This window comes from Thermomonospora sp. CIF 1 (genome assembly GCF_001896795.1).
GTDB classification, from domain to species: Bacteria; Actinomycetota; Actinomycetes; order Streptosporangiales; family Streptosporangiaceae; genus Thermomonospora; species Thermomonospora curvata.
The window spans coordinates 18,129-34,878 of record NZ_MOYN02000006.1 but is presented as its reverse complement, the minus strand read 5'-3'; the positions used below and the strand labels follow the sequence as shown (position 1 = coordinate 34,878).

Genomic DNA, 16,750 nt, shown 5'->3' with positions numbered 1-16,750 from the left:
GCAGACCGGTCGCGAAGCCGGCCTGCTCCGCGCGCAGGCTGTCGATCACCACGGCCAGGGGAGCTGCAGCCGGGACACGAACGCGTCCGCGGCGGCCCGCCAGCGCCTTTGTGCAGACGTTCCAGCAGCCGGGGCGCGCGATGGCCCACCCGGGCAGCGGTGGGACCGCGCCGCCGGTGAAAGACCGGTGATCCGACATGAGCCCTCTGTGCGGGAACGCATCGCCGTCCGGACAGCGACTCAGCGCGTTCCGTCCCAGCCGTGCCGCCGCGCGTCTCACCAGGGCTCCGGCCGTCAGCGTGATCGTCTGAGGAGCGGCACCCGTGGGACTTTTCGCCGTTGAGGGCGGCGGAGGCCGTCTTGAGGTGCGTTCCGGGCGCGGCCGGTGATGACGAGCAGGGCGCAGAGGATGAGGGCTGCGCCGATGATGATCCGGGCGTCCAGGCGTTCGTTGAAGAAAAGGACGCTGATGATGCCGGCCCATACCGGTTCGAGGACCAAAGTGATCGAGACCGTTGGGGCCGGCAGGTGGGCCTGGGCCCAGGTCTGGCCGAGCAGGGCGAGGCCGCCGGCCAGGAGTGCCAGGTAGAGGAAGACCGGGACGTCCCGGGTCGCCGGTAGTTGCAAGCCGTCGATGGAGGCGACGGCCAGGAAGGCCAGGCCCATGGTGCCCAGTTGGACCACGGTGAGGGTGTAGGCGATCTGGGCTCGTGACCAGCGTTCCAGGGCGAGGATGTGGGCGGCATACAGCGAGGCGGCGAAAAGGGTGAGCATCTCGCCCCAGCCGAGGGCGAAGCCGCGCAGGGACATGGCGGCGACGCCCGTGGTCGCGAGGAGCGTGGCGACGACGGTGCGCCGTGAGGGTGGTTTCCGGGTGAGCAGGGCGGCCAGCAGAGGCGTGAACACCACGTACATCGACACCACGAACGCCGACACCGTGGGGGCGGTGTGCTGCAGGCCGACGAACTGCAGGTACTGGCCGATGAAGTACAGCAGCCCCAGCGCGGCGCCCACGCCGATCACCCGCCATCCGGCGCGCGGCAGCGCCCGTGGGCGGACGAGACCGACGACCAGTGCGGCCGTTAGGAACCGCAGCGCCAGAAAGTCCGGGACCGGCAGGCGGGTGAGCAGGTCCTTGGAGATGGGGAAGGTGGAGCCCCATATCGCGGTGATGGCCACGAGCGCGCCGATGGCCAGCGCCCCGCGGAGGTCGTGTCGGGCGGGTATCGGCGTCACAGTTGCAGGGCCTTGGTCTCCAGGAACTCTTCGATCCCCCACCGTCCCAGTTCGCGGCCGTTTCCGGAACGCCGGTAGCCGCCGAAGGGGGCGGCCGGGTTGAAGGCGCCGCCGTTGATGTCGACCTGGCCGGTGCGCAGGCGGCGGGCGACCGCCACGGCCGCGTCCCGGTCTCCCCATACCGCGCCGGCCAGGCCGTAGGGGGTGCCGTTGGCGAGGGTGATCGCCTCGTCGACGTCCTCATAGGGCTGGACGGTCAGGACGGGGCCGAACACCTCCTCTTGGACGATCTCGGCGTCGGGGGCGACGTCGGTGACGACGGTCGGCTGCACGTAGTGGCCGCGTACAAGGCCCGCGGGGCGCTGCGGGCCCCCGGTGACGATGCGGGCGCCGCCGGCGGCGGCCCGTTCGATGAACCCGGTGACGGTGCGGCGCTGGGCCGCGGAGACGAGAGGGCCGAGGTCCGTCTCGGGCCGGGTCGGGTCGCCGACCGTGAACTCTTCGGCGCGCGCCGCGGCGAGCCGGAGCGCCGCTTCGAAGGCGGCGCGCGGCACCAGGAGCCGGGTCCACGCCGTGCAGGTCTGGCCGGAGTTGAGCATGGCCGCCTCGACGGACGCCCGGACGGCCGGTTCGAGGTCGGCGCCGGGGAGGATGATGCTGGCGGACTTGCCGCCCAGCTCCAGGCTGACGCGTTTGACGGTGGCGGCGGCAAGGGCCGCGACGTGGGAGCCGACCCGGGTGGACCCGGTGAAGGACACCGCGTCGACGGCCGGGTGGGCCACCAGCGCCTCCCCCACGATCGGTCCCGTCCCGGGAACGAGATTGAACACCCCCGGGGGCAGGCCCGCCTCGTCGGCGGCATCGGCGATCAGGTACGCCGACAGCGGCGTCAGCTCGGCCGGTTTGAGCACCACCGCGGCACCGGCCGCCAGCGCCCCGCCGATCTTGGCGAGGACCTGGTAGAAGGGGTAGTTCCACGGGGTGATGCAGGCGGCGACGCCGATGCCCTCGCGCACCACCAGGGAGTTGCCGACCCGCTCCTCCCAGGCCACCTCCGCGGCGGCGTCCAGGTAGGCGCGCAGCACGGCCAGCCCGGTGTCCACGTGCGCCTCCCGCGCCACCCGCACCGGCGCGCCGACCTCGGCGACCGTGGTCTCCACCAGCAGGTGCCGGCGGCGCTCCAGGGCGGCGTGGAACCGCTCCAGCGCCTCCAGCCGCCCGGCCGGCGGCAGGCTCGACCAGGCGGGGAAGGCGGCCGCCGCCGCGGACACCGCGGTCTGGACGTCCGCGGCGTCGGCGTCCGCGGCGGTCCCGATCACCGTTTCGGTCGCCGGGTTCTCGACCGGCGTGATCCGCCCGGCGGCCGGTTCGCGCCACCGGCCGCCGATGTACACCTGCGAGCGCGCCCACTCGGGGCGAAGGCCGCCGGCTGTCTTCGGGTCGCTCATGAACGTGCCGAGGAGTCGGAGTAGATGACCTTGCCGAGCCACTGGCCGCCGTCCACCGAGAGCACGGCGCCGTTGATGTAGGCGGCGCGCTGCGGGTCGAGCAGGAACGCCGCCGATTCGGCCACCTCCTTAGGGGTGGTGAACCGGTTCGCCGGGACGCTGGCGAGCACGCGGCGCCGGTCTTCGTCGGTCGGCCACAGCGCGGCCCCGGCGCCCTCCGTCTCGGTGGGGCCCGGGGAGATGCAGTTGACGCGGATGCCGCGGCCGCCCCATTCGGAGGCGAGGGTGCGGGTCATGGCGAGGACGCCGCCCTTGGCCGCGGCGCTGTGGACGGTTCCGGGGTGCCCGTGCCAGGCGTAGCTGGCGATGACGTTGAGGATGGCGCCGCCCCCAGACGCGAGCATGTGGCGGGCGGCGGCGCGGGTGGCGTAGAAGGTGCCGTTGAGGACGATGTCGACCACGGCGCGCCAGCCGCCGGGCGAGAGGTTCTCGGCGGGGCAGACGAAGTTGCCGGCGGCGTTGTTCACCAGCGCGTCGATGCGGCCGTGCTCGGCCGCCACGCCGTCGATCGCCTCGGTGAGGGCGTCGGCGTCGCGCACGTCGCAGGGGATGACGGAGGCCCTCACGCCGAAGCGCTCGGCCATGCGGGCGGTCTCCTCCAGGGGTTCGGGCCGCCGTCCGATGACGACGATGTCGCCTCCCCCGGCGGCATAGCGCAGCGCGATGGCGCGGCCGATGCCCGATCCGCCGCCGGTGACGATGGCGAGCCGCCCGTCGAACTCCGCGAGCGGAGATTTCTCGGTCATGGGTTGATGTCTCCTTACCGTGCCGTTTCGGCACGCCTGTTCACGCGAGGTGGGGCCGGGGCCGGGGCCGCTGGACCGGCCCGGGGACGTGGCCGGCCCCGGCCCCGGGGTCTGACAAGGCCGCTTCCGGGAGGGCTCACCGGGCGGTCCCGGGGGCCGGCGGCGTTCGATGCCGTCGCGACGCGCCCGCCCCGGCCCCCGGGACCAGGTGATGGAAAGGGGTTCACCAATCGGGTTGGTCCCCTGCGGCGGCCACGACGAGGGCGTCGACGGCGATCGCCCCGTCGGGACCGACCCGCAGCGGGTTGACCTCACACTCCAGGACGCGACCGTCCTCGGCGATGAGGCGGGACACGGCCACCACGCTCTCGGCGACCGCGTCCACGTCGACGGCCGGGCGGCCGCGGAACCCGGTGAGCAGCGGCAGCCCGGCGAGCGATTCCAGCAGGCGGCGGGCCTCGGCCACGTCCACCGGGGCGAGGGCGAGCGCCACGTCCCGGTACAGCTCGGCCGTGACCCCGCCCAGGCCGACCAGGACGACCGGTCCGAAGGCCGGATCCCGCCGGGCGCCGACGATGAGCTCCACGGCGCCGGTGCGGGTGTCCATCTCCTCCAGGACGTAGTCGCCCTCCCCCAGCCGGGAGATCATGTCGGCGAGGGCGGCGCGGACGGCGTCGGCGTCGGGCAGCCCGACGGCCACGCCGCCGAGTTCGGTCTTGTGCTCCAGCCACCCGGCTTTGAGGACGAAGGGCCCGGTCATGGAGCGCGCCACGGTGCCGGCCTCCTCGGGGGTCCAGACCGCGATGGCGCGCGGGTAGCTCAGGCCCGCCTTGGCGAGCAGGTCCCGTCCCGCCAGGTAGGGCAGGGCCTTGCCGGTGTCGCCGAGCGGGGCGGCGGGGGCGGCCAGGCGGGCGGGGTCCGCCGGCGCCGAGCGCGCCAACTCGGCCGCGATCCCCAGTGACCTGGCCACCGCGTCGATGGTGAACAGGGTGGGGACGGCGCGGGAGCGGAGCCGCCGCACCGCCTGGGAGTCGTGGCTCATGCTGTGGACGATCACCGGGCGGCCGTGCCGGGCGGCGGAGGCGGCGATGGCGTCGGCCACCTGCAGTTCCCGGTCCACCAGGGACGGGGTGTCGGCGCCGTAGCAGCCGAAGTAGCCCGACAGCACCACCGTGTCGACCTCGCCGCTGCCCAGCAGCACGTCCACCAGGCGGGCGTAGGTGGCCAGGTCCTGTTCCCCGGCCCCGGCCAGGTCGATGGGGTTGGCCGTCCCGGCGCCCTCCGGCAGCAGGGCGGCGACGGCGGCCCGGGTGCCTTCGGAGAGGGCCGGCACGGTGAGGCGGTGGCGGCTGAGGGTGTCGGCGGCGATGGCGCCCTGGCCGCCGCTGTCGCTGACGATCGCGACCCGGTCGCCGGCCGGCAGCGGGCCGTCGATGAGCAGGTGCGCCAGGTCGATCGCCTGGGCGGGGGTCTCCACGAAGGCCGCGCCGGCGGCCCGGCAGGCCGCGGCGACCACGTCGGTGGCGGCGGTCATGGCGCCGGTGTGGGAGCGGGCCGCGGCCCGGCCGGCGTCGCTGGCGCCCACGGTGAGCACGATGACGTGCTTGCCCGCCTGCCGCAGCCGCGCCATGACCGCCGCCAGCTCCCGGCCGGCGCCGAAGTTCTCCAGGTAGAGCACGACCGTGCGGGTCGTCTCGTGGGAGATCAGGTCTTCCAGCAGCTCGGCCGCGGTGACGTCGACCTGGTTGCCGATGGAGACGAAGCGGGAGACCCCCAGCCCGGCGTGGGCGGCGAGCCCGGCGAGCTCCAGCCCGAGCTGGCCGGACTGGGAGACGATCGCGATGCTGCCGGGGACGAAGGTGCCCCAGGCCAGCTCCAGCTCGCTGCCGGCGTCGTACAGGCCCAGGCAGTTGGGGCCGACGATGCGGGCGCCGGCCCGCCGGATGCGTTCGGCCAGCCGCCGTTCCAGGCCCGCTTCGCCGTTGGCGGCGTCGATGTGGGCGGTGATCCCCAGAAAGCCCTTGACGCCGAGGGCCAGGGCCTCGTCGATCACGGCGGGGATCGTGCGGGCGGGGGCGGTCAGCACCACCAGTTCCGGCACCGAGGGCAGTTCCGACAGCGACCGCGCCGACTGGACGCCCTCGATGACCGCGCCTTTGGCGTTGACCAGGTGCACTTCCCGGCGGTGGGCGCCGCGCAGGGCGCCGCGGGCGATCCAGTAGCCCCATTTGGCGGGATCGGCCGAGGCGCCGACGACGGCGACGGATGCCGGGTCGGAGAAGACCGACAGGGACACGGGGGCTCCGCTCACTTCGCCAGGGACCGGGAGATGATGAGGCGCTGGATGTCGGAGGTGCCTTCCTCGAGCTCTTCGAGCTTGGCGTCCCGCAGCCACTTTTCGACCATGAACTCCCGCGAGTAGCCCCAGCCGCCGTGGGTGAGCAGCCCGGCGTTGGCCACCCAGGTGGTGTTCTCCGAGGCGACGACCTTGGCGATGGCGGAGGCGGCGGTGACCTGCTTGCCGGCGTCGAACAGCCGGGCGGCCCGCATGGTGACCAGGTGGGAGATGTCGGTCTTGGCGGCCATGTCGGCCAGCCGGAAGGCCACCGCCTGGTGCTCGATGATCGGCTTGCCGAACTGGGTGCGCTCCTTGGCGTACTGGACGGCGTCCTCCAGGATCGCCCGGGACAGGCCGGTGGCGGCGGCGCCGATGAGGATGCGGGAGGCGTCGAAGGTGCGCATCAGGCCGTAGAAGCCCTTGCCTTCTTCGCCGAGCCGGTTTTCCACGGGGACGCGGACGTTCTCCAGGAAGACCTCGGCGTTGAGGGTGCCGCGCTGGCCGTACTTCTTCATGGGGGCGCCGACGGTGACGCCCTCGCGGTCGCGTTCGACGAGGAAGGCGGTGACCCCGCGGGCGCGCTTGCTGGGGTCGACGGTGGCGAACACCACGAAGTACTGCGACAGCGGGGCGTTGGAGATCCAGGTCTTCACCCCGTTGAGGACGTAGTGGTCGCCGTCGCGGACGGCGCGGGTCTGCAGGCCGGCCGCGTCCGAGCCCACGCCCGGCTCGGTGACGGCGACGCTGGTGACGGGGGGTTCAGAGCCGGTGAGCGGGGTGATCCACTTCTTCTTCTGCTCCTCGGTGCCCAGCTCCAGGATCGGGTCGGCGAAGAAGGAGCTGGAGGTGAGGAAGTTGGCGATGCCGATGTCGCCGTGGCACAGCTCTTCTTGGACCAGGCACTGGGTGACCAGGTCGGTCACGCCGCCGCCGCCGTACTCGGCGGGCAGCATGTAGGAGGTCAGCCCGACCTCGGCGGCCTTGTACCACAGGTCCATGGGCGCCTCGGTGTCGGCCTCGTCGACCTCGCGCGCGCGGGGGCGGATCTCGTTGCGGGCGAAGTCGCGGGCGAGGGCGACGAACTCGCGCTGCTCGTCGGTCAGTTCGATCCCGTCGGTGAGCTCGTAGAACACGGAAGGGGCTCCTGCTCCGAATATTTGACTGATCCGTCAGTTATGTTTTGATGATCGTGGGACAGCGCTCGGTGCGCTGTCAAGAGGGGAATCGCCGCAGGTCCGCGCGGGTGCCCCGGTCAGGGGGCGCGATCAGCCGAGGGCGGCCTGAACCGGCTCGGCGGACTGCACGGACATCGTCTTCACCAAGTGGTCGCAGACGCTTTGCATGCGGGCGATCGTCATGTGCTCCGAGCCGACCAGGGCCTGGATCGCCAGCCCGTCGATCGTGCTGACCAGCACGTTGGCCAGCAGCACCGGATCTCCCGGCACGATCAGCCCTTCTGCCTGGCCGAGGCGGATGATCTCGGTGATGATGCTCCGCCACTCGCCGTAGATCCGCTCGTTCAGCTTGCGCAGGTCGGGGTCGTGCAGGGCCTCCACCCACGTTTCGGCCCACACCCGCCAGGCGGCCTCGGTCTCCTCATCGCGCGGCAGATAGGAGTCGATGAAGGCGCGCAGCCGGTCCCGGGCGTTGGAGTGCCGGTCCAGTATCGACTTGCGCCGCTCCAGCGAACGGGAGAAGTTCCACTCGAACGCGGCGTGCACCAGGTCGCGCTTGGTCTCGAAGTAGTAGTGGACCAGTGCGGCGCTGAGCTTGGCGTACCTGGCCACATCAGTCACACGCAGCGCCTTGTAGCCCTTTTCACTGATGACCCTGCACGCCGCTTTGAGAATCTGCTCGCGGCGCTCGGCTTCAACGCTCGGGCGTGGCATCCGTTCTCACCTCGTGTGGCTGTATGGGTCAGGTTGTCAGACGATCACGGCTCGGTCCAGCGCCGGCCGGCATTCGGCGCGAAGATCATCTCGGTGCCATCGGACGTCCCTCCACGACGACGGAGACGGGCCTGCCCCGGGCATGCCAAAGAACGACGTTCTCGGCCTGCTGGAGGACGTAATCGCGGCTGCTGGCCGCCGACAGGTAGGCGGCGTGCGGCGTGAGGAGCACCCGGGGATGGGCGAGGATCGGGTCGCCGGGCTCCGGGGGCTCCTGCGGCAGCACATCGAGCGCCGCACCCGACAGGCGCCCCTCGTCCAGGCACCGCACAAGCGCACGGTGGTCGATGAGACCGGCGCGCGACACGTTCACCAGCGACGCGCCCTCGCGCATCAGACCGAGCCGCCGCGCATCCAGCAGCCCCCGGGTCTGTGCGGTGAGCGGCAGGTGCAGGCTCACGACGTCGCTGCAGGCCAGCAGCTCGTCCAGGGCCAGCCACTGGACGCCGTGCATGGCGGTGACGGCGGGGTCGTAGCCGACGACACGGCCGACGAGCGGGCGGACGTACTCCGCATAGCGCCGCCCGATGCGGCCGAGCCCGACGACGCCGACGGTCACCTCCGAAAGCCGCCGCAGATCGTGCCGGGTGCCGTCCCATATCCCGGCCCGGACGTCGCGATCCAGGTAGGGCAGTCCCCGCAGGAGCGCGAGCGTCATGGCCAGCGCGTGGGAGGCGACCTCCTCGGTCGCGGCGCCGGGAACGTTGGTGACCCAGATGCCGCGCTCCCGGCAGGCGTCCAGGTCGACCATGTCATAGCCCACCGACTGCGTGGCGACGATGCGCACCGCCGGCAGGGCCTCCAGGAGCGGCCGGTCGATCTCGGCGTAGCCGAGCAGGAGCGCGTCGGCGTCCGCGGCGGCGGCCACGATGTCGGCGGGCGCCGCGGAGGCGGCGAACCGCACCGTGAACCCGGCCTCCTCCAGCAGTTTCACCCCGGGGGCCGGGTCGGTGTCCACCACGTCGGTGTAGACCGCGACGGGTTTCCTCATGCCATGCCCCTGGCGGCGCGGCTTTCCTCACGGACGTGGATCAGCGTGGGCCGGTCCGCCTCCAGGGCGGCCTTGACCGCCCCGGTCAGCTCGGCGGGGTCGGCGGCCCGGACGCCATGGCAGCCCAGCGACCGGGCGAGCGCGGGGAAGTCGGGGCGGCCCAGCGCCACGGCGTGGACCGGTTCGCCCCGGTCCGCCATCTCGTTGCGGATCTCGCCGTAGCCGCCGTTGTCGACGACGACGACCGGCAGCGCGATGCCCAGCTCGGCCGCGGCGGCCAGCTCGGCGACGGTGAACATGGTGCCGCCGTCGCCCTGCAGGACGAGCACCGCGGCGTCCGGGTCGGCGATCTTGGCGCCGATGCCCGCCGGCAGGCCGAACCCGAGCGTGCCGGCCCCGGTCGGGTAGAGGAAGGCGCCCGGCCGGTGCAGCGGCAGGTTCGACAGCGCGCCGTAATAACAGGCCATGGCGCTGTCGGCGGCCACGATCGCGTCGCGGGGCAGCGCCTCGGCGATCGCGGAGACGATCGGCAGCCAGGGCTCGCCCTCGGCGCGGGCGGCCTGCCGGTGCCGGTCCCGCCACTGCGCGGCCCGCTGCGCCGCCCCGGCCGGGGCCGGGCGGTCCAGTTCCGCGCGCAGGGCGCGCAGCGCGACCGCGGCGTCCCCCACCACCGGCACCGCCGGGACGACGTTGGTGACGATCCCCGCGGGGTCGACGTCGATGCGCAGCACCTTGCCGGACAGGTCGGGCAGCCCGATCCACCAGTCGGAGGGGGCGAACTCGGTGCCCACCGCGATGACCAGGTCGCTGTCGTCCATCAGGTCCAGGACGCAGCGGTGCTGCAGCCCCGCGCCCACGAAGAGCGGGTGGTCCTCGGGGACGATCCCCTTGCCGTTGGAGGTGGCGAGGATCGGGGCCCCCACGGCCTCCGCCAGGGCGATCACCTCCGCGCCGGCCCGCCTGGCTCCCCCGCCGACCACGAGCACCGGGCGGCGGGCACCGGCGCAGGCCGCCGCGCCGGCGGTGACCGACTCCGGCGCGGGGGTGCACGCGGTGGCCGGGACGGGATCGACCACGGTCACCTCCGCCCGCTCCTCCAGCAGGTCGAGCGGGATCTCCAGGTGGACGGGGCGGGGCCGGCCGCCGGTCAGGTCGGTCCACGCCTGCGCCACCGCGAGCGGGATCTCCGCCACGCTGGTCACCCGGTGGCTTCGGCCGAGGATCGCGGCCATGGCTCCGCTTTGGTCCTTGACCTCATGGAGCAGGCCGTTGCCCCGGCCGGGGTGACGCAGCGGCATGCCCGGGGAGACGAACAGGACCGGTACCGAGTCCGAGTAGGCCTGCAGCGCGGCCGAGGCCGCGTTCAGGATCGCCGGGCCGGTGGTGGTCAGGCAGACGCCCGGCCGCCCGGAGGAGCGGGCGTACCCGTCGGCGGCGTACCCGGCGCCCTGCTCGTGCCGCGGGGAGATGTGCCGGATCCCGTGCCGCTTCATGGCCGCGTAGGCCGAGAGGTTGTGCGTGCCGGGAATCCCGAAGATCGTGTCCACGCCGTGGGCGGCCAGTGCCGCGATCAGCGCCTCGCCGCCCGTCATCGTCGCCATGCCGCTTTGAGTCCTTCCAGGTCAGTCGAGGACGCGGGAGTCGTGAACGTCCCAGTAGGCGTGCACCCGGGCGCCGGGGACGACCCCGTCCGGGACGCGGGGGACGTCGGTGCGCGCCAGCAGCCGCCGGCCCGCGGGGGTGCGCAGCTGCACGGTGCGGCTGCTGCCGAGGTAGATGCAGTCCTCCACGATCGCCTCGACCCGGTTCATGCTCTCGGGGACGAAGGCGGTCTCGGTGGCGATGTGGAGGCGCTCGGGGCGGATCATGAGCGACCTGCCGTCGCGGTCGGCGCCTTCGGGAATCCGGTAGTGCTGACCGTCGGCGTCGTCGATGAAGCCGTTTGCCTGGATCGTTCCGGTGAAGATGTTCGAGGCGCCGACGAATTCCGCGCTGTAGCGGCAGTTCGGCTCGGCGTAAAGCTGCTCGGGCGTGCCGAGCTGGACGATGCGCCCGTTCCGCAGCAGGGCGATGCGGTCGGACATCATCAGCGCCTCGTCCTGGTCGTGCGTCACGAACACGAAGGTGATGCCCATTTCCTGGTGGAGCCGCCGGATCTCCAGCTGGAGCTGCTCGCGCAGCAGCTTGTCCAGGGCGCCCAGCGGCTCGTCCATGAGCAGCACGCGGGGGCGGAAGACGATGGCCCGGGCGAGCGCCACCCGCTGCTGCTGGCCGCCGGAAAGCTCCGCAGGCCGCCGGTTGCCGAGATGGCCGAGCTCGACCATTTCCAGGGCCTCGGCGACCCTGGTGCGGATTTCGTTTTTTGCGACCTTCTGCCGCTTGAGCGGGAAGGCGACATTGTCGGCGACCGACATGTGCGGGAAGAGCGCGTAGTGCTGGAACACCATCCCGAAACCGCGCTTGTGGGGCGGCAGCGAGGTGATGTCCCGGCCGTCCACCTTGACGGTTCCGGAGTTGGGCCGGATGAAGCCGGCGATGATGTTCAGCAGGGTGGACTTGCCCGAGCCGGAGGCGCCGAGCAGGGTGAGGAACTCCCCCGCCCGGATGTCGAGGTCGACCGCCTCGAGCACGGTGTTGTCGCCGTACTTCTTGCTCACCGCGTCGATGGAGATCGACGCTCCGGTCGACTTCCGGGGAGAGGCTGTCTGGAGCGTTGCGGTCATGTCATGCACCTGTGTTCGTTGCGGGACCCGTCACCCGGCGGCGGGCGAGGCGGCGGATCAGCCGGGTCAGGCCGAGGATGAGGAACGAGCCGAAGACGACCAGCAGCACCAGCGTGGAGATGGCCGCGACGGTGGGGTCGATCTGGACCCGGATGCCCGACCACATCTGCACCGGCAGCGTCGTCACCTCCGGGCCGGACAGGAAGATCGCGGTCACCACCTCGTCCCAGCTGGTGAAGAAGGCGAACAGCCCGCCGGCCAGCACGCTGGGCAGGATGAGCGGGAGGGTCACCTGGAAGAAGGTGGTGACCGGGCCCGCGCCCAGGCTCATCGCGGCCATCTCCAGCCTTCGGTCCACCGCGACCAGCCCCGCCACCACGTTGATGACGACATAGGGGACGGCCAGGCAGGTGTGGACCAGCACGAAGCCGAGCGTGGTCTGGGTGAGGCCGAGCTGGAGGAAGGCGATGTAGGCGGCCAGGCCGATGATGACGTAGGGCACGATGAGCGGGGCCAGCAGCACCGCGATGATCGTGTTGCGGAACGGGATGCGTCCGCGCACCAGGGCGAGAGCGGCCAGCACGCCCAACACCACCGAGCACACCGACGACGCCAGCGCCACCTTCAGGCTCGCCCAGGCCGACTCCAGCCAGACCGGGTCGTCGACGAGGTTGCGGAACCACCGCAGCGACAGCTTCTCCGGCGGGAACGACAGGAAGGAGCTGTCGGAGAAGGACATCGGGACGACGATGAGGATCGGCAGGATGAGGTAGACGCCGATCAGGGCGGCGAGGACGGCCAGCCCGGTACGGGTGAGGATCTTGGTCATGTCTGCCGCATCAGGTGTTTTTGAAGGTCCACGAACCTGCTCGCCACCAAAAGCAGCAGGAGGGTGGTCACCAGGAGCAGGGTCGCCAGGGCGGCGGCGAAGCCGAAGCGGAGCACGCTGCTGACCTGCTGCACGATCAGCTCGCCGATCATCATGTTCTTCGGGCCGCCGAGCAGCGCCGGGGTGATGTAGTACCCGAGCGCCTGGATGAAGGTCAGCAGCAGTCCCGCCGCGACGCCGGGCGCGCTGAGCGGGACGAAGATCCGCCAGAAGGCGCCGGAGGGCCGGGCGCCCAACGACTCGGCCGCCAGCAGCAGCCGCCGGTCGATGTTCTGCATGGTCGCGAAGATGGGCAGCACCGCGAACGGCAGCGCGACCTGGACCATGCCGAACACCACGCCGGGGAGTGTGCGGATCAGCGGGATCGGCTCGTCGATGACGCCGAGCGACTGGAGGGTGGCGTTGAAGGCGCCGGTGTCCCGCAGGAACAGCACGAGGGCGAAGCTGCGCACCAGGATGCTGGTCCAAAACGGCACCAGCACCAGCCCCAGCATGATCATCCGCCAGGTGGGGCCGACGAGCGTCATCAGGTAGGCGTACGGGTAGGCCAGCGCCAGCGTCACCGCCGTGACGATCGTCGCGATGAGGAACGTGTTGCCCAGCACCCGCAGGTAGACGGAGTTGGCGAACAGGTCGCGGTAGTTCTGCAGCCCGAGGCTCGGGTCCGTCAGGCTGCGCGACAGCATGACGACCAGCGGCGCCACGAAGATCAGGATCAGGAACAGCAGCAGCGGCAGGACCAGGGCGCCCCACCCGTCGAAGCGCAGCCATTGGGGCAGCCGCAACGGGCGGGGCCGGCCCTGCATCGTGTCCATCGACGAATCGGTGGCCACAGTGGTCATTGGGCGATCCAGGCGTTCAGACGCTCGGTGACGCTGTCGTAGTGCTCGGCCCAGTAGTCGTAGTTCACCAGGCCGATGGCCTTCTCGGCGTTGGCCGGGTGGCCGGGCAGTTCCTTGCGGACGTCGGCGGAGACGTACTGGAGGGCGTTCTCACTGGCCGGGCCGTAGATCGAGGCGTCGGCATCGGCGGCCTGGGCCTTGGGGTTGTCCAGGAACCAGCGCATCCACTGGAAGGCCAGTTCCTTGTTCGGGTAGCCCTTGGGAACGGCGATCTGGTCGTAGGAGACCAGGTTCTCGTTCCACTCGTTGGCGACCTTCTCCCCTTCCTGCCGGGCCTGGTAGATCCGGCCGCTCCAGGCCTGCACCAGCGGGGCCTCGCCGCTGGCCAGCATCTGGGTCATCTGGTCGCCGGTGTCGTAGAAGACGATGTCCTTTTTGATCGTCTCCAGCTTCTTGAAGGCCCGGTCGATGTCGAGCGGGTAGAGCTCGTCGGGCTTGACGCCGTCGGCCAGCAGCGCGGCCTCGAACATGCCGCCGGTGGCGTACTTCCAAAAGCCCCGCTTGCCGGGGAAGCGCCGGGTGTCGAAGAACTCGGCCCAGGTCTTGGGGTGATCGCCGGAGAAGGTCTTGGTGTTGTAGGCGATCGTGAAGGAGTACTGCAGGATCGGGATGGCGCACTCGCCGATCTGCTCTTCGGCGACGCCCGAGGCCTTGGCCTTGTCGATGATGTCCTGCGGGAGCTTCTCCAGCAGGCCCGACTCGCAGGCGGTGTTGGCGAAGTTCGGCTCCACCTCGGTGAGGCCCCAGGTGACCTTGCCCGCCTCCACCTGCGCCTTGATCTTGGCGTAGTCGGTCGGCGAGTCCTGCTTGATGGTGACGCCGTTGGCCTCGGCCCACGGGGTGAAGTAGGAGTCGACGTGGGCCTTCTGTGCAGCGCCGCCCCACATGGTCACCGTGAGCGTCGAGTCGGACCCGCCCGAGTCACCGCCGCCGCAGCCGCTGAGCGCGACGGCCAGACCCGTCACCGAGGCGATGGCCAGCAACTTGGTCTTCATCGACCCTCCCGCCAGTTCTTTGACTGATGCGTCAGTTAAGTGCGTACACCGTGACGTATGACACGTCCGATGTCAAGGGGGTCACCAGCGACTTCTTTGCCGAAGTCCTCCCGCATCGCCCCAGCTCACGGCTCTCCAAGGCCGATCCCATCGGGGCTGGAGGGCTCTGGGAGGGCCGTCCGGGGCGGGCGGCTTCCCGGCCCGGACGGCCGGGCGGCGGCTCCGGACGTGGGGCCGCCGGCGGCCGGCCGACCGGGCAGGACCGGCGCCTGCGGATCTCGCCCCGGCGTCATGTGGAGACACCACGGTCCGGCGCGGGGCCGCCCGTCTTTCGAGGCCGAAAGGGCGTCGCCAGGAGCGATGCGGCGAGCCGGGACGGCGCGGAACCGGGCGCCGCCGGAACTCGTCCTCGGCGCCGAAGGCCGGGCACTGAAAAAGGTTCTATTCGTTGTCCAGGGCTCTTGCCCGAGGTTTCGGAGCAATGGATTGAAAAAGGTTCACATCATCTCTGCACGATGCGCGCTTCCACCGCTCATCCGGGAGGCCGGCATGTGCGGTGGGCACCGTCGCGATCCCGGTTCCGGAAAGTCGACCTCGACCATGGTTGAGGTCTGCGGCTCGAAAGCGCCCGCAGGAAGGCCACCCGGCTTCTTGAGAGCCGAGACGTAATGTGTCTCAGGTCTTGCAGACAGGTCCCCAGTCAAGGTCAGGGACCCGTCCTGGAACGAAAGGCCGTGGGCGCGGCGGAGACGGCGCTTCGCCTGAGCCGGCACGGCGGGGACCGCGCCATGAAAACAGGAGACCACCGGGCCCGTACCCGGTCGTCCTCGTGGACTGCCGGGAAGGGCCCGGTGGCCGTTTCACCGGGTCAGGTCATGAGCCACTGGCCCGGGACGGGGTTCACTTGGCGGCGCAGATGGCGTAGGCGGTGATGAAGTCCCAGTTCGCGTTGGTCGGGGTGTGCTCACCCGCGATCACCTGCGCGTAGCCCTCGTCGGGGTTGCTCGGGATGATCCGCTTGAGCGAGATGTGGGGCGGGGCGACGTTGGAGATCCCGCCGCCGGCGCCCAGCGGCCGCCGGCCGCTGCTGCAGTTCGCCGAAGCGACCTTGATGCTCTCAGAGTCCTTCTGCGGGGACGGGGCGACCTTCACCTCGTAGCCCTGGGGCTTGTCCACGCAGATCGCGTAAACGTCCAGCCGGTGAAGGCCGGTGTAGGCGGGGTCGACCTTCTGCGACTGGGCCCGGGCGATGTCGCCGTTCGCCGAGGGCCGCGCGATCTGCAGGGTGACCTTGTCCTCTTGCCCCCGGGCGGTCACGGCCACGGCGCCCGTGCCGACCACCCGCTGCTTGGCGGGATCCGCGCAGCCGACCTCCTTGCTGTGCTTGGGCCGGTCGGTCGTGTCGGTGTAGTCGAGCCTGAGGTCCCAGCCCTTCAGCGAGGAGATGTCGGCGCACACCGCGTATGCGTGGACCTTCCACTTGGCGCTGGGCACGACCGAGGTCTCCACGGCGGAGGCGTGGTACCCGCTCGACCCGACCTGAGAGCTGTAGAAGGGCCTCAGCTCGATCAGCGCGAGCTTCGCGACGTCCCCGCTCTGCTCCGCGCTCACCCAGCCGCCGCCGCTGATGACGCGCTTACCCGCCGGGCAGGTGGCCACGGCGGTCTTCTTGTCCGACTCCGGATCGGCCGACTCGGCCGGCACCCGCACCACCCCGGTGATCTTCGGTGCCGCCAGGGCACCGGCCCGGGCCGCCTCGGCGGTGCCGGCCAGTGCCGCCAGGCCCCCCAGGCCCAGCGCCGCCACCGCAAGAGAGCGGATCGTCTTCCCCCTCATGGTTCTTCCTTCGTCTTTTCCGGGGCGGAAAACCCCGTGCCGATCTGCTGTGTTCGCACCCCCAGGGTGCAGATCGGTACATGGGGGGCACATCGGGAAACCACCCCGAACATGAGGGGATGTATCCCTTAACTTGAGGGGACGCGCGGCCGGGAACCCCTGAATCCGAACTTCCCGGCACATATCGGCATCTCATCGAGACCAGGTCTTCTTCAAGATATGGCTCCTGCTTCGGCACGCAGCGCCCTGGATGGCGTATCTCCAGCTCACGGCGTTTTCTCCGGCTGCGGTGAACCCGTTTTGACCTGCCAGAACGGCATGCCGGAACGGCGACGGCCCACGGCTTTGGGCAAACGGCCGTCACCGGCGGTCTTCCCAAGCGCACCGCGCTTTTCGACCATGGTGTTCATGCGTGACATCGACCCCGCCCTTACGCGGCGGCCCCCGGCCGGTTGATCGGGTCGGCCCTGCGCCGGAGGGGCATCCTCCTGGCCGTTCCCTTCCTGTGGGCGGGGACGGCGGTCCACACCCACCTCCTGGGCCAGGAGGTGCGCGTGACGATCGAAAGATGCTCGCACTCGCGTTCCGGCTGGACGTGCCATGGATCGTGGACCGACGCGCAGGGGAAGCGGCACTC

The 16,750-nt window shown here is 71.2% G+C and carries 14 protein-coding genes; all 14 read right to left on the bottom strand.

From position 1 onward, the window contains the following. Positions 1-294: 294 nt before the first annotated feature. Positions 295-1,236 carry a DMT family transporter gene (locus BUE48_RS02275; RefSeq protein ID WP_286988602.1) on the bottom strand — a complete coding sequence of 314 codons (942 nt, stop codon included), beginning with the start codon at positions 1,234-1,236 and terminating at the stop codon, positions 295-297. Further along, positions 1,233-2,684: an aldehyde dehydrogenase family protein gene (locus BUE48_RS02270; protein ID WP_286988601.1), complete on the bottom strand. Its 1,452-nt coding sequence runs from the start codon at positions 2,682-2,684 to the stop codon at positions 1,233-1,235. The genes BUE48_RS02275 and BUE48_RS02270 overlap by 4 nt, the downstream gene beginning before the upstream one ends. Beyond that, positions 2,681-3,490: an SDR family oxidoreductase gene (locus BUE48_RS02265; RefSeq protein WP_012850837.1), complete on the bottom strand. Its 810-nt coding sequence runs from the start codon at positions 3,488-3,490 to the stop codon at positions 2,681-2,683. The genes BUE48_RS02270 and BUE48_RS02265 overlap by 4 nt, the downstream gene beginning before the upstream one ends. A gap of 223 nt (positions 3,491-3,713) precedes the next feature. Next, a complete protein-coding gene (locus tag BUE48_RS02260; protein WP_286988599.1) occupies positions 3,714-5,786 on the bottom strand; it encodes an acetate--CoA ligase family protein in 2,073 nt (690 codons plus the stop codon). An 11-nt stretch (positions 5,787-5,797) separates the two neighbouring features. Then, positions 5,798-6,961: an acyl-CoA dehydrogenase family protein gene (locus BUE48_RS02255; protein WP_286988597.1), complete on the bottom strand. Its 1,164-nt coding sequence runs from the start codon at positions 6,959-6,961 to the stop codon at positions 5,798-5,800. Between the two features lie 132 nt (positions 6,962-7,093). Continuing rightward, on the bottom strand, positions 7,094-7,717 hold the full coding sequence (locus tag BUE48_RS02250; protein WP_012850834.1) for a TetR/AcrR family transcriptional regulator: 624 nt from the start codon (positions 7,715-7,717) through the stop codon (positions 7,094-7,096). Positions 7,718-7,802: 85 nt separating this feature from the next. Beyond that, positions 7,803-8,768, bottom strand: a complete 966-nt coding sequence (locus tag BUE48_RS02245; RefSeq protein ID WP_286988596.1) for a C-terminal binding protein — start codon at positions 8,766-8,768, stop codon at positions 7,803-7,805. After that, positions 8,765-10,369 carry a thiamine pyrophosphate-binding protein gene (locus BUE48_RS02240; RefSeq protein WP_286988595.1) on the bottom strand — a complete coding sequence of 535 codons (1,605 nt, stop codon included), beginning with the start codon at positions 10,367-10,369 and terminating at the stop codon, positions 8,765-8,767. The genes BUE48_RS02245 and BUE48_RS02240 overlap by 4 nt, the downstream gene beginning before the upstream one ends. A 21-nt stretch (positions 10,370-10,390) precedes the next feature. Next, positions 10,391-11,491, bottom strand: a complete 1,101-nt coding sequence (locus tag BUE48_RS02235) for an ABC transporter ATP-binding protein (RefSeq protein ID WP_286988594.1) — start codon at positions 11,489-11,491, stop codon at positions 10,391-10,393. A 1-nt stretch (position 11,492) separates the two neighbouring features. Next, the gene (locus BUE48_RS02230) at positions 11,493-12,320 is read right to left on the bottom strand and encodes an ABC transporter permease (protein ID WP_012850830.1); all 828 of its coding nucleotides are present in this window, start codon (positions 12,318-12,320) and stop codon (positions 11,493-11,495) included. Continuing rightward, positions 12,317-13,222, bottom strand: a complete 906-nt coding sequence (locus BUE48_RS02225) for an ABC transporter permease (protein WP_012850829.1) — start codon at positions 13,220-13,222, stop codon at positions 12,317-12,319. The genes BUE48_RS02230 and BUE48_RS02225 overlap by 4 nt, the downstream gene beginning before the upstream one ends. After that, positions 13,219-14,277: an ABC transporter substrate-binding protein gene (locus BUE48_RS02220; RefSeq protein ID WP_012850828.1), complete on the bottom strand. Its 1,059-nt coding sequence runs from the start codon at positions 14,275-14,277 to the stop codon at positions 13,219-13,221. The genes BUE48_RS02225 and BUE48_RS02220 overlap by 4 nt, the downstream gene beginning before the upstream one ends. Before the next feature lie 900 nt (positions 14,278-15,177). Beyond that, on the bottom strand, positions 15,178-16,113 hold the full coding sequence (locus BUE48_RS02215) for a hypothetical protein (protein WP_012850827.1): 936 nt from the start codon (positions 16,111-16,113) through the stop codon (positions 15,178-15,180). Positions 16,114-16,379: 266 nt separating this feature from the next. Then, a complete protein-coding gene (locus BUE48_RS02210; protein WP_169312980.1) occupies positions 16,380-16,523 on the bottom strand; it encodes a hypothetical protein in 144 nt (47 codons plus the stop codon). Positions 16,524-16,750: the final 227 nt, after the last annotated feature.